Source organism: Bradyrhizobium sp. BLXBL-03, from assembly GCF_051853015.1.
In the GTDB taxonomy this organism is placed as follows: domain Bacteria; phylum Pseudomonadota; class Alphaproteobacteria; order Rhizobiales; family Xanthobacteraceae; genus Bradyrhizobium; species Bradyrhizobium manausense.
This window is the reverse complement of the sequence record NZ_CP182470.1, coordinates 6773627-6786925: the sequence shown is the minus strand read 5'-3', so window position 1 is coordinate 6786925 and position 13299 is coordinate 6773627. Positions and strand designations below refer to the sequence as shown.

9 protein-coding genes are annotated in these 13299 nt (G+C 65.2%); 6 read left to right on the top strand and 3 right to left on the bottom strand.

All coding sequences use genetic code 11. The features are described from left to right. Nucleotides 1-95: 95 nt before the first annotated feature. Together ACNJX9_RS32425 and ACNJX9_RS32420 are read left to right on the top strand one after the other, a co-directional pair. Nucleotides 96-3554 (top strand): ATP-binding protein, encoded by a 3459-nt coding sequence (locus ACNJX9_RS32425; protein WP_439406080.1) that lies wholly within the window; start codon nt 96-98, stop codon nt 3552-3554. Further along, on the top strand, nt 3551-4345 hold the full coding sequence (locus ACNJX9_RS32420; protein ID WP_439406078.1) for a protein-L-isoaspartate O-methyltransferase family protein: 795 nt from the start codon (nt 3551-3553) through the stop codon (nt 4343-4345). Before ACNJX9_RS32425 ends, ACNJX9_RS32420 begins: the two co-directional genes overlap by 4 nt. Nucleotides 4346-4412: 67 nt before the next feature. On the opposite strand, the gene ACNJX9_RS32415 is transcribed toward ACNJX9_RS32420, so the two are convergent. After that, a complete protein-coding gene (locus ACNJX9_RS32415) occupies nt 4413-5483 on the bottom strand; it encodes an endo-1,4-beta-xylanase (protein WP_439406076.1) in 1071 nt (356 codons plus the stop codon). A 100-nt stretch (nt 5484-5583) separates the two neighbouring features. Beyond that, the gene (locus tag ACNJX9_RS32410; RefSeq protein ID WP_439406075.1) at nt 5584-6672 is read right to left on the bottom strand and encodes a glycosyltransferase; all 1089 of its coding nucleotides are present in this window, start codon (nt 6670-6672) and stop codon (nt 5584-5586) included. Between the two features lie 303 nt (nt 6673-6975). On the opposite strand from ACNJX9_RS32410, the gene ACNJX9_RS32405 reads away from it, so the two are divergent. The 3 genes from ACNJX9_RS32405 to ACNJX9_RS32395 all read left to right on the top strand — a co-directional run bounded on the left by ACNJX9_RS32405 (nt 6976) and on the right by ACNJX9_RS32395 (nt 11610). Beyond that, a complete protein-coding gene (locus ACNJX9_RS32405) occupies nt 6976-8406 on the top strand; it encodes an oligosaccharide flippase family protein (protein WP_439406073.1) in 1431 nt (476 codons plus the stop codon). Nucleotides 8407-8497: 91 nt separating this feature from the next. Beyond that, nucleotides 8498-9727: a CaiB/BaiF CoA transferase family protein gene (locus ACNJX9_RS32400; RefSeq protein WP_439406072.1), complete on the top strand. Its 1230-nt coding sequence runs from the start codon at nt 8498-8500 to the stop codon at nt 9725-9727. A gap of 323 nt (nt 9728-10050) precedes the next feature. Continuing rightward, complete coding sequence (locus ACNJX9_RS32395; protein ID WP_439406070.1) at nt 10051-11610, top strand: L,D-transpeptidase; 1560 nt, start codon at nt 10051-10053, stop codon at nt 11608-11610. Between the two features lie 30 nt (nt 11611-11640). Here the strand turns inward: ACNJX9_RS32395 and ACNJX9_RS32390 are convergent, their stop codons facing one another. Continuing rightward, entirely contained in the window at nt 11641-12453 is an 813-nt protein-coding gene (locus ACNJX9_RS32390; protein ID WP_439406069.1) for a class I SAM-dependent methyltransferase, read from the bottom strand. 161 nt (nt 12454-12614) lie between these two features. Between ACNJX9_RS32390 and ACNJX9_RS32385 the strand changes: the two genes are divergently transcribed. Continuing rightward, nucleotides 12615-13199: a HutD/Ves family protein gene (locus tag ACNJX9_RS32385; protein WP_439406067.1), complete on the top strand. Its 585-nt coding sequence runs from the start codon at nt 12615-12617 to the stop codon at nt 13197-13199. The last annotated feature ends 100 nt before the right edge of the window (nt 13200-13299 follow it).

Sequence of the window (13299 nt, the reverse complement as noted above, 5' to 3'; positions counted from 1 at the left end):
GCAACGCGTCCAGTCTGAGGTGAAGTTTTGGCCCCAAAATCTGTGGTTGAGGGACCTTAAGCCCTTTGGCGCAGGGAGTGTACGGCGGGATCACCATGCTGGAGAATGAGCCGGGGACTGAAGTCGGGTTGAAGCGTTGGCTCGAAGGCATTGGTCTCGGTCACTATGCCGATTTGTTCACGCAGCACCGCCTCGATCTCGACGTCATGGGCGACCTGACCGAGGCCGATCTTGCCGAGCTAGGGTTACCGCTTGGCGATCGCAAACGGTTGCAGCGGGCGATGGCCGCGCTGTTCAAGGCGGAGACGGTGGAGGCGCCGGCTGCCCCGGCGCGTCCGCAGACCCGCACCGAGGTTGGCGCCGAGCGTCGCCAGCTCACCACCATGTTCTGTGACATGGTGGATTCCACGAAGCTCTCGGCCCAGTTCGATCCGGAAGACGTGCGCGACATGATCGCCAGCTTTCGCGAAACCTGCGTTCGCGTCGTCAAGCATTATGAAGGCTTTGCCGCCCGCTTCGTCGGCGACGGCATTCTGGTCTATTTCGGCTATCCGACCGCGCATGAGGACGACGCCGAGCGCGCGGTGCGCGCCGGGCTCGAGATCGTGCGGGTGCTGTCGACCGCGCGCGCGATCGAGCCGCGCGGCGCGCTCAGCCACGCGCCCGCCGTCCGCATCGGGATCGCGACCGGCCTCGTCGTGGTCGGCGACCTCGTCGGCCAGGGCACCGAAGAGCGCGACTCCGCCGTGGGCGAGACCGTCAATCTCGCCGCGCGTCTGCAGGCGCTGGCGCCTCCCAACGGCGTGGTGATCTCCGCCTCGACGCAGTCGCTGCTGAAGGGCAAGTTCGATTACCGCGATCTCGGCGCCCAGACGTTGAAAGGCATCTCGGAAAAAACCCAGGCCTGGCACGTCGTGCGCGCCACGCGCGTGGAGACCCGCTTCGCCGCCGCCATGGGCACGCGGCTGACCCCTCTGGTCAACCGCGAAGAGGAAATCGCGCTGCTGATGGCTCGCTGGCAGCAGGTCAAGGACGGCGACGGCCAGGTCGTCGTCAAGTTCGGCGAGCCCGGGATCGGCAAGTCGCGCATCATCCAGGAGATATTTGAGCGGATCGCAGGTGACCGGCACGGGCATGTCGCGTTCCAGTGCTCTCCCTATTACACCTCCACTGCGTTCTATCCCTTCGTCGAGCAGCTCAAATTCTCCCTCGGTCTCGATCGCGAGGATGCCTCCGCGCTGTCGCTGGCGAGCCTGGAGAATGCGATCGCCGCAGCCCACGGCGATATCGAGCAGGTGGCACCGCTGTTCGCCGCGCTGCTGTCGATCCCGACTGGTGGGCGCTATCCGCCGCTGGACCTGTCGCCGCAGCAACACAAAGACGCGACCGTCGCGGCGCTGGTCAATCACTTCCTGGGGCTCGCGCGCGAGATGCCGCTGGTGATGGCCTTTGAGGATCTGCACTGGATCGATCCGACGTCCCGCGAGGTGGTCGATTTGCTGGTCGACCAGGTGCAGAACCGGCCGATCCTGGCCATCATCACGGCGCGCTCCGAATTCCAGCCGAGCTGGAACGCGCATTCGCACATCACAACGCTGGTGCTGAACCGGCTGAGCCGGCCGCTGCGCACCACGCTGGTCGAGCGCGTTGCGGGCAGAGAGCTTCCCAAGGAGGTCGTCGAGGAGATCATCGTCAAGACCGACGGCGTGCCGCTGTTCCTTGAGGAGTTGACCAAGACGGTTCTCGAATCCAACCTCCTGACCGAGCGGCACGGGCGCTACGTGCTGTCGGGTCCGTGGCGGCAGCTCGCGATCCCGGCGACCTTGACGGACTCGCTGATGGCCCGTCTCGACCGGATGGGGCCGTTCAAGCGGATTGCACAGATCGGCGCCACCATCGGCCGCGAATTCTCCTACGAGACCCTGCACGCGGTCGCCAACACGCCGGCGGAGCAGATCGAGGCGGCGCTGACCCATCTGGAGGAGGCCGGCCTGATCATGCGCCGGGGGCATCCGCCAGACGCGGTTTACTCCTTCAAGCACGTGATGATCCAGAATGCGGCGCATGCCAGCCTGTTGCATAGTGAGCGGCGCAAGCTGCATGCCAGCATCGCCCAGGTCCTTGCCGAGATGTATCCGGAGAAGACCGATCGCGAGCCGGAGCTGCTGGCCCACCATCTGACCGAGTCCGGACAGAGCGAGGGCGCGGCGAGCTTCTGGCTCAAGGCCGGCAAGCAGGCGGCAAAGAGCGGCGCCAATCTCGAGGCCATCGGCCATCTTCGCCGTGGCTTGAGCGTCGTGCAGGCCAACGCACGCATGCAGGGCGCCGACGAGGTGGAGCTCGAGCTGCGGATCGCGCTCGGCAACGCGCTGATCGCCGCCAAGGGCTACGCCGTGCAGGAGGTCGAGGAGAACTACATTCGCGCCCTCGAGCTTGGCCAGCAGCTCGACGACGACGAAAAGACCTTTGCGGCGACGCGCGGGCTATGGGTGTGCCATTTCATCCGCGCCGACCTGACCCGCGCGCATGATCTCAGCGTCGAGCTGCTGAAATTCGCCAAGCGCGAGCGGTTGAACGAGGACGCGGCGCAGCAGACCGGCTACCTGATCGAGGCGCACCGCTCGATCGCGATGACCATGCTCTATCGCGGGCGCTTCGCCGCCGCGCAACATCATCTGCATCGCTGCATCGATCTCTACAGTCCCGATCTGCATTCCGACCTGATGGAGCGTCACGGCACCGATCCCGGTGTCGTCTCGCTGTCCTATCTCGGCTACCTGCTCTGGTTCCTGGGCCAGCCGGACGCGGCGCGCCAGCACAGCGAGCAGGCGATTGCGCTCGCGGAGAAGATCCGCCATCCGTTTTCGCTCGCCTTCGCGCTCGTGTTCGGCGCCTATCTCTGCCAGCATCTGCGCGATATCGAAGGGACGCGCGATCACGCCAACCGCGCCATGATCATCGCCACCGAGCACAATTTCCTGCACTGGAAGCAGCAGGCCGCGATTCTGCGCGGCTGGGCGCTGGCCCAGCTCGGCGACCTCGACGAAGGCATCAGCCAGATGCGCTTCGGCCTCGACGAGTATGAGGCGATGGATTCCTGGCTCGCCGGCTGCTGGTTCCGCTCCCTGCTCGCGGAGGCCTATGCCAAGGTCGGCATGCGCGATGCCGCCTTGCGCGCGCTGGACGGTGCGCTTGCGACCGCAAGGCGCACCGGCGATCACTCCTACCTCGCCGAGGTGTACCGCCTGCAGGGGGAGATCACCTTGTCGGATGGCAATCCGGCCTCGGTGCAGGAGGCGGAAGATCTGTTCGAGCTGTCGCTGGAGACGGCGCGCAAGCAGGGCGCGTTGTCCTGGGAGCTCAGAACCGCCGTGAGCCTCGCGCGGCTGTCGCACGCATCGGGCAAGCGCGAGCACGCAAGCCTTCTGCTCGTGCCGATCGTCGGCAAATTCAACGAGGGCTTCCTGACGCCCGACCTGAAGCTGGCCATGCAGCTGGTGCATGAGCTCGGCGGCGATACGCCGGCTCGTCCGCAGGCCAATCCGGTGAAATGAGCGATCTGTCCGCTGCGCGGGCGCGCTTCGTCGAGCTCATCGCGAAGCGCGAGCGGATTGCTTCGTCGCGCCTGCTTGCGGCGCTCGCGGCGGTGCCGCGTGAAAATTTTCTGGCGAAGGGCCCCTGGCGCATCAAGAGCGGGGCGGCGCGCAACTACCGGCTGACGCCCAGCGCCGATCCCGTTCATCTCTACGATAACGTGCTCGTCGCCATCGACGCGCGCCGCAAGCTCGACACCGGGCTGCCGAGCCTGTGGGCCCATTTCATCGATGTGCTCGACATCCGAGCGAAGGATCGCGTGATCCAGATCGGTTGCGGGCTCGGCTATTTCTCGGCGATCCTGTCGGAGATCGTGGGGACCAAGGGCAGGGTGTGTGCAATCGAATGTGACGCGCGGCTCGCGGCGCGCGCTGCGAATTACCTGCGCGCCTATCACAATGTCGAGGTCATCTACGGCGATGGCTGTCGCGATATTGGCGAGCCGGCCGACGTCATCATCGTGCATGCCGGCTTCTCGCATCCGCATCCGCTCTGGCTTGCATCGCTTCGCCCGCGCGGCCGGCTGCTGGTGCCGCTGACGCAGCGCGACCGTGAAGGTGCCGCCCTCATGATCACGCGCCGCGGCAAGGGGTTCGTCGCCGAAGCGGTACAGCAGATCCGGATCTTTCCAGGCCACGGTCGCGGGGTGACCGCGCTCGACGACCGCGTCGCCGACTGGTGGCAACGCGCATCCGCCCTGGCGCCGCTGCGCTTTCGCGGGATCGTGCAGGGACTGCCGTCGGATGGCTAACACTGGCTTAGATCGGACGTGAGTGTTCACCTCTCCCCGTCGGGGAGGGGTGAGACCCTGCCAGTCCTCACACGTCCTTCGTGAACTTGCTGATGACATCCATGAACGGCTTGGGCTTGAACTCGCCGTCGAGCGGCAATGGCCGGTTCGGCTGCTTGTCCGGGCGTTTGACGTAGCCGTTGATCCAGCTGTAGCGATCGGAAATGCCCCAGGTCAGGACCGAGCGCACGGGGCCGCTGCTCGCGATCGCGGTCAGGAGATCGTCGACGCGCTTGGCGACAATGGCGTCGCGCTCCAAAGGACTTCCGGTCAGCTTCTGATCGTCGACGTCGAGCTCGGTGACGAAGACCTCGAGGCCCCATGAGCGGATCTCGGTGACGAATTCGGCAAGCCCGTGGGTGTCAATCTCGAGCTCGGCATGGAGATGCGATTGCAGCCCGACCGCGTGCAGCGGAACGCCTTGATCCAGCAGCTCCATGATGAGGTTGCGGTAGGCCGCGCGCTTGGCGATGAACGAATCCTTCGCCGACTCGATATCGTATTCGTTGATCGCGAGCTTGACGTAGGGATCGGCGGCGGCTGCGGTGCGGAACGCCAGCGGAATCCAGCGGTCGCCGAGATGCTGCGTCCAGAAAGTGTCGCGCCGGTCCTTGACGTCCCTGGGATTGTCGGGGATCGGCTCGTTGACGACGTCCCACGAGGTCAGCTTGTCCTTGTAATAGGACGCGACGGTCGAGATGTGATCCACATAGGCGCGCTCGACGCCCTTCGAATCCTTGATCCGCTTGGTCCAGTCAGGAATGTTGTGATACCAGGCGAGCGTATGGCCGCGCATGGTCAAATCGTTCTGCTGCGCGAAATCCAGAATTGCGTCGGCGCGTTCGAAGGCGAAGGTGTGCGCGTCCGGCCGCAGCATCGGCCATTTCAGCTCGAGCACCGGCACCACCTGCGTGCAATAGGTGCTGATGGCCTCGCCCAGCCGTGGATCTGACTGCAAATCCCAGAGCGTGGCCGCCGCACCATAGCCCTGATGACGCCGGGCAAGTTTCGACGCCGGCAGCGCCGCGGACGCCGATGCGCCCGCCGCGAGCGTAGCGGCGCCGGCGAGGATAAATTCGCGTCTGTCGAGCTTGGTCACGTGGCTGCAGTCCTTTCGGAACCAACGCGCCATCGTACCAAGCGGCGCCTTGCAACGCCGCGGTTTCCTGTTGTTGGGTTAATTGTCGCGAATGTTTGGCTCAGCGCGCGTGGCGCTGCATCACCGCTTCGGCGATGTCGTAATAGTGCAGCGCGCCCTTTTCGAGCGTGAGGTTGTCCATGACATAGTCGCGAGGCGCGAAGCCGCCCGCGCTCACCTGCGACCAGAAGCCGCTCCAGCCGGAGATGAAGCCATCGGCATCGATAAATGTGCTGCCGCAGCGTGCGTCGAAATAGGGCACGGAGGACACGCCGCCTTCGTATCTCACTTTGTCCGGGAAATATTCCGGATCCTGCCACGGGCCGCCGCGGTCCCAGGCGAATACGGGCACGCCGCTGGACAGCGCCTGCTGGCAGGCAATGCCCTGGCTCTCGTGTTCGCAGAGGAATACCATGCTGCGGCAGCGCGCCAGCGCGGCCTTGTAGTCGTCTTCCTTGTATTGGCCGTAGCGGATCACCTCCACCGTGCGACCGCTCGCTTCGAGATGCGATCTTATCGGTTCGATCAGCTCGCTGTCGTAGCGGTCATGTTCCCAGCGAACCTTGTCGTAGAGCAGCACGTCGAGGCTTTTTTGCGCGGCCGGCGTTGGCGTCCACAAATCGGTTTCGATGCCGACCGGCCACACCTGGACGTCAGGCCAGTAGGGCCGGCACATCTGCGCATACCAGTCGCAGGGCACCAGGATCGTGTTCTCGTGAACAAGCTTGAGACGCTTGGGCACGTCAACCGGATGGTTGTACATGACGACGCCGAGCAGCAGCGGGTTCTTCCATGCGAACCAGTCGAGCACGAACGGGCGCCCGAGAATGCAGGCGAGCTCCTCCGGATGCTTGCGGATGTAGCTGTAGTCGTTGACGCGATAAGGAATTCCAACCCGGTCGAGCCCGGCGCAGAGATTGAGGAATACGCGCCGCTGGCCGCTGATCCAGGATTTTCCGAGCAGCATCCGCCGCACCAGCGGCCGGACATGGCGGTCGCCCGGAAACCAGCGGTCGTCACGCTCCTCGAAGAACAAATTGAGCGTCATCCGCTCGCCCCCGTCCCCGGGGGATGCCGGGACCAGGGACGCGTTCGTCCCGGCATGGGGCAGGGCGCTCGGGTTTGCCCCTATGCGTTCGACAACGTCCATCTCAGCCACGTCCACACATTAACCAAACGTCGGGCGACGTCTTTAAAATCATGGTTTCCTTTCGGTGATCGCGGCGGCGCGTTCAAGCACAGGGCAAATTTAACGCTAACGCGCGAAAGCGGTGGCTCCGTCCCATTCGGCGGCCGAGTTGCAGACTTAAATGACTATTTTGGGAGATGCTGCGGCGCAGTCCGATCACCAGCCTTTGTTCACCAGGTCTTCGTTCACCAAGTCTTCGTTCACAAGCCAAGGTCCAACTGAATAACGGCTGCTCGATTTCAAGGCCGCCGGTCCCGTGCACGCATGCTGAACCGCCATTTCTCCATCTACCTCGTCAGCTACATCCTGTCTGCTGCGATGGGTTTTTTCGCGGTCACCGCCTACACGCGGCTGCTGACGCCGGCGGAGTATGGCGTCTATGTCGTCGGCATGAGCATGGCCGGCATTCTGGGCGCGATCTTCTTCGCCTGGATCAAGCTGTCGGTGTCGCGCTATCAGGCGATGTCCGCGGAAGCGGATTTTCGGGGCACGGCGATGGCTGGCTTTGCGCTGACCGTCCTTGCCATGTGCGCGGCGACCCCCCTGGTATTCCTGTTCCGTAGCGATGTCAGTGTCGAGCTCGTGCTCGCCAGCATGTTCGTCGCGATCATGTCGAACGGGTTTGATGTCGGCCAGGAGTTCGAACGCGCCAAGTTTCGGCCCTTTCGGTTCGCGGCGATCTCGATGGTACGCAGCGTGGCGAGCGTCGGATTCGGCCTGCTCGGGATCTGGCTCGGCTGGGGCGGCATGGGCCTGCTCGCCGCCTTTGGCCTCGGCTCGCTGACCGGCGTCATCCTCAATCTCGTCAGCGATCGCGCCAGGGTCGCAAGCTTTTCGCGCAGCCAGTTCATGCAGCTGGCGCGCTACGGCCTGCCGTTGACGCTGGCCGGACTTTCCGTCGCGGTCTACTCGGCCAGCGACCGGCTCATCGTCGCCTATCTGCTCGGCAAGGATTCCGCCGGCATTTTCGGCGTCGCCGCCGACCTGCCGCGCCAGTTCATGGTCATGATCGCCACCAGCGTTGCCGCGGCCACCGTGCCGATGGTGTTCCGCTCGCTGTCGGAGGGGAACACGACGCGGGAGCGGCTGACCGAGAGCCTCGAGCTGCTGCTGGCCGTCGTCGCCCCCGTCGCGGTCTGGCTTGCGCTTGCCGCCGATCAGGTCACGGGCACGCTGGTCGGTGTCGATTTTCGCGGCGGCGTGGCCGCGCTGCTGCCGACGCTGGTGCTCGCCCGCTTCTTCGGCATTGCCAATCAATTCTACGTCCAGCTCAGCTTCCAACTCGCCGAACGCCCTTTCATGCTGGCGGCACAGTCGTTTCTCACGCTGGTGGTGAGCGTGGCGCTGATGTTCACAATGGTTGGGGGTTACGGCATCTACGGCGCTGCGCTGGCGACCCTCGCAACCGAGGTGATCGGCTTCGTCGTCGCCGTCGTGCTGATGCACCGCGCCCATTCCGTGCCGTTCGACGTCGTCAGCCTCGCCGGCGTCGCCGCTTCCGCCGCGGCAATGGCAGCTGCGATCCTCCTCGCGCGGTCTCAGGTCCACGGCACCGGTATCGCGGCGCTGATCATCGTGAGCGTTGCGGGCGGCCTCGCCTACGTCGCCGTCGCGTGGCTTCTCAATGTCGCGAATGTGCGGACGCTGTCGCTGCGCATCCTGCGGACGTTCAATCGCAAGGCGCTGGGCGTCTAAGCCGCCGAAGCTGACGAACCGGTCAGGCGGGACGGCTGCGGCTTGCGCATACGCATCTGAATTCCGCGCCACATCTCACGCCTGACAATCCATGTATCGTCTCACCTCCTCCAGCCACGGTGAAGCGACGATGGCACCATCAGGCCCTCTCAGCGGCATCCGCGTCCTCGATCTGACCAGCGTGCTGTTCGGTCCCTATGCCGCGCAAATGCTCGGCGATTGGGGCGCCGACGTCATCAAGATCGAGCCACTCACCGGCGACACCTGGCGCTACGCCGGCCTGTTCCGGAATCGCGGCATGAGCGGCCAGTTCATGGCGGTCAACCGCAACAAGCGCAGCCTCGCGCTCGATCTGAAGCATCCTGATGGCAAGGCGGTGCTGGCGAAGCTGGTCCCGACGGTCGACGCGCTCGTCACCAATGTGCGCCCGGCCGCAATGGCCCGGCTTGGCTTCGGTTACGCCGACTGCGCAAAGCTCAATCCGAGGCTGATCTATGCGGCCGCGACCGGCTTCGGCCAGGACGGCCCCTGGGCGGCGCGCCCGGCCTTCGATGAGATCATCCAGGCGGCCTCGGGCCTCGCATCGTCGATCGGATCGGACGATGAGCCGCAATTCGTCCCGAGCCTGATCGGCGACAAGATCTGCGCGATGGCGATGGTCGGTGCGGTCTCGGCAGCGCTGTTTCGGCGCGAGCGCACCGGGCAGGGGCAGATGGTCGAGGTGCCGATGCTGGAGACGATCGCGGGCTTCAACAGCATCGAGATGCTGGGCGGGCATGCGTTCGATCCGCCGATCGGCCCGACCGGCTACAAGCGCATGAAGAACCGCCGTCCGGTAAAGACCAAAGACGGCTGGCTGACGATGCTGCCCTATTCGGGGGAGAATTGGTGCGCCTTCTTCGAAGCCGTCGGCCGCCCCGAGCTGATCGAGGAGCTCGGCGTGCGCGATCCCGTGCTGCGCTCGCAGAACATCGACAAGGTCTACGACCGCATGAGCGAGATCGGGCCGACCCGCACCACCGCGGAGTGGGAGGAGCTATTGCTGCGGCTCGACGTGCCGCACACCGCCTTCGCCAAGCTGACCGAGCTCGGCGAGCAGCCGCATCTTAAGGCGGTCGGCTTGTTTGCCGATATCGATCACCCGACCGAAGGTCGCATCCGCCAGGCGCGTCCTGCGACAAAGTTTTCCGAGAGCCCGGCCGGCATCCATCGCATGGCGCCGCGGCTTGGCGAGCATTCGCGTGAAGTGTTGCGCGAGGCCGGCATCAGCGACGCCGAGATCGAGACCCTCGTCGCGAACAAGGCCGTCGGCGCGCCGTAACGCGTTTCGCCTGATCGCTTGGCGCTGGCAGATGCCGTCACCTTCGCCAGTCCGCGATCTTCTGTGATTCTGGTCACATCCAGTCAGACTGCTTCCCGGGGCGGACAGTGCGTCCGGGCGGTCACCGCCATCGCCAGCTCCGGGCCAGCCTCGGCCGCGGGCCGCCCTTCCGCCCGCACGGACCCTCGTATAAGAGAGTTTCGTCGCTGGAATGGACCGAATAATGCCGGAAACGGAACAGATGATGGCTGCGAATTCTTAATCCGAAGATCGCAATCTGACGGATCATCGATGCAAGTGCGGACAGACAACCGGGGAATGGCATGAAAGACCTGATGACGACGGCGCAATCCAATCGAGCGGTGCGACGTTGGGGGGCTCCCGGAGTTGTGATGTTCGCCCTAGCGCTGGCGCTGGCGGCCCCGGGCCAGGCGCTGGCCGCCAAGCAGCCGCGCCAGACCGTTGAGGCGGTGGCGCCGCGCGAAGCGGGCGAGCCGATCATGGCGATCGTGTCGATCAAGAGCCAGCAGGTGACGTTCTACGATTCCGAGGGCTGGATCCTGCGCGCGCCGGTCTCGACCGGCACGACGGGACGCGAGACGCCGGCCGGCGTCTTCGCCGTCATCGAGAAGGACAGGGATCACCACTCGACCATGTATGACGATGCCTGGATGCCGAACATGCAGCGCATCACCTGGAACGGCATCGCGCTGCATGGCGGACCGCTGCCCGGCTACGCGGCCTCGCACGGCTGCGTGCGCATGCCCTTCGATTTCGCCGAACGCCTGTTCGACAAGACCAATATCGGCATGCGGGTGATCATCTCGCCGAACGACGCCGCCCCGGTCGATTTCTCGCATCCTTCGCTGTTCGTGCCGAGCAAGGAGGCCATCGCGGCGGCCCCGGCGCGTGCGGACAAACTCCTCGTGGAGGAGGAGGAGGCCGTCAGGGCGGCCGATGAAGCCAAGAAGGCCGCTTCTGCTGCGGCGAAGGAGGCGCAATCGCTGCCGGCCATGCTGCGCAAGCTCGAGCAGCAGAAGGCGCGCGCCGACGCCGAGAACGCCTATGCCGACAAGCTGGTCGCCAATGCCAAGAACGACCAGGCCAGGGCAAAGGCCGACGAGCTGAAGCAGAAGGCGGCGGCCAAGGCCGCTGATGCCGCAACCCAGCTCGACGCCGCCAAGGCCGCCGCTCAGCCCAAGCGCGACGCGGTTGCCACGACCAAGGAGGCGGCCAAGGTCGCCGCGGCCAAGAAGGTCGAGGCTGTGAAGGCTGCGACCGATGCCAAGCTCGCGATGGAGCCGGTCTCGGTCTATATCAGCCGCGCCACGCAGAAGCTCTATGTTCGGCGCAATACCCACAAGCCCGCGCCGGATGGCGGCGGTGAGGTGTTCGATACCAGCATCGAGGTTCCCGTCACCATCCGCAATCCCGACCAGCCGATCGGCACGCACATCTTCACGGCAATGGCGAAGAGCGGCGCGGGCCTGCGCTGGAGCGTCGTCAGCATCGACGAGGGCGACGACGCCAAGGACGCGCTCGACCGCATCACGATCCCGCAGGAGGTGTGGGATCGCATCGCGCCGACCGCGTTGCCGCGGTCCTCGATCATCATCTCGGACGAGCCCTTGAGCGCCGAGACCAACTATCGCACCGAGTTCGTCGCGGTCCTGAGCAATCATCCGCAAGGCGGCTTCATCACCCGCAAGCCGACCGCGCCGCCGGTGGAAATGGCCAGTGACGACGGCTGGGGCGGTAATGGCTTCTTCTTCTTTGGGCAGCGCGATCCCTACGCGCAGCCGGTCAATCCGCGCCGCCGCGCCGGCCAGTACCAGTATTATCAGCCGGCACAGCCGATGCCGATGCAGCGGAGTTTTTGGTAAGGGCAAGGCTGGAGCATAGCTGCTGCGGCATTACGGCCGGGCCGTGATCACCAGCGCCTGAATCTTTGCTTCGACCGGTCCCGAGCCGTGGCGTTTCCGGATCGCTTCGGCGACCGCGTCGGTCGCGGCCTCGAGCCTGCTCGCATCCCTGGCCTCGATCTCGCCGCGCAGCGGCGTTCCCTGGCAATACGCGATCGCGACATATTCGGCCGATGGCGCGCGGCTCGTCGCCGTCAGGGTTTCGATCGATATGTCCCTGAAGCCTGCGCGCTCGAGATCGGCCTTGATGACCGCCTTGTCGTGATAGCCGTGCGGCGTCCGCGCCATGAACAGCGGCGGATCGTCGGGGAACATCTTGCCGAGCGTGGCGGTCGCCTCATCGGCGAACACATTGTCAGCGATACGGTCCCACACGTTGAACAGATAGGTGCCGCCAGGCTTCAACACCCGCCTCGTCTCGGCGTAGCCCTTGCTCCGGTCCGGAAAGAACATGGCGCCGAACTGGCAGAAGACCACGTCGAACGCGGCGTCGTTGAAGGGCAGCGTCAGCGCATCGGCCTGACGCCAGGTCATGCGGGGATCGTCACCCTGACGCTGCCTGGCGACTGCGAGCATCGGCTCGTTGAGGTCGGTCGCGACATAGCGGACATCCGACGGCAGCAGAGCCGCCGCGGCCCGTGTCACCGCGCCGGTGCCCGCGGCGATCTCGAGCAGGTCCGAGGGCGACAGCGCGGCGACGCGTCTGGCCAGGTCGTCGGCATAGACCGAGAAGATCAGCGGGACCAGATATTCGTCGTAGAGCTTGGGGACCGAGCCGGCGAAAACCTTGTCAGTTGCAGACATGCTTGCCTCTCTGAAGGTTGGACCGTCGCGGGCACGATAGCACGGTTCGAGCCGGAAATCCGAAGATCGTGGCCGGTTGCGAGCTCGGGCATACGCCTCGACGCCGGGGCGTGAGACGATTAATGATGCGTGGGTGATCCCCTGCTGGACGCCTGCACGACATGACAACCACGCTGCTGAAACCGGAAGACTACACCCGTGCGCCCTGGAAGAACGGCGGCGGCATCTTTACCGATATCGCGGATGCGCATCGGCCAGGCACGGAGGTGAAGAACTGGGACAGCCTGCTGTGGCGCTTTGCCTCGACGCCGATCGTCGCGCCCGGGCCGTTCTCGCACATGCCAGGCATTGACCGGCTGCAGATGGTGATCGGCGGGCGCGGGCTGGTGCTGAAAGCCGAGGGGCAGGAGTTCGACGAGCGCGAGCCGTTCACGACCGTCCGCTTCACCGGCGAGATGGAGATCGTGACCGAGCTCGAGGCCGGTCCGGTCGAGGTCGTCAATCTGATGGCGCGGCGCGGTGCGGCGGAGATCGCGCTGGTGGCGCTGAAGGAGCCCGGCGAGCGGTCGTTGCCCGCCGGCACGCATCTGGTGTACGCGCTATCAGGCGATTGCGGCATTCGGGTCAGTGGCGAGGAATTTCTCGTTCCCGGCGGCTGCACGCTGAAAGTCGAGCTGGCCGAGGCGTCCAGGCTGGCATTCGTTTCGGGACTTGCCGTGCTGGGATCGATTCGGCTCACCGGCTAGGCCGCGGTCGTGCGAATGCGTACAATCCGTGCAACTGGCTAGGTTGACGCGGTCCATCCGGAACACGATATCTGCTGACGTAAAGACTGCCGCCGAAGGC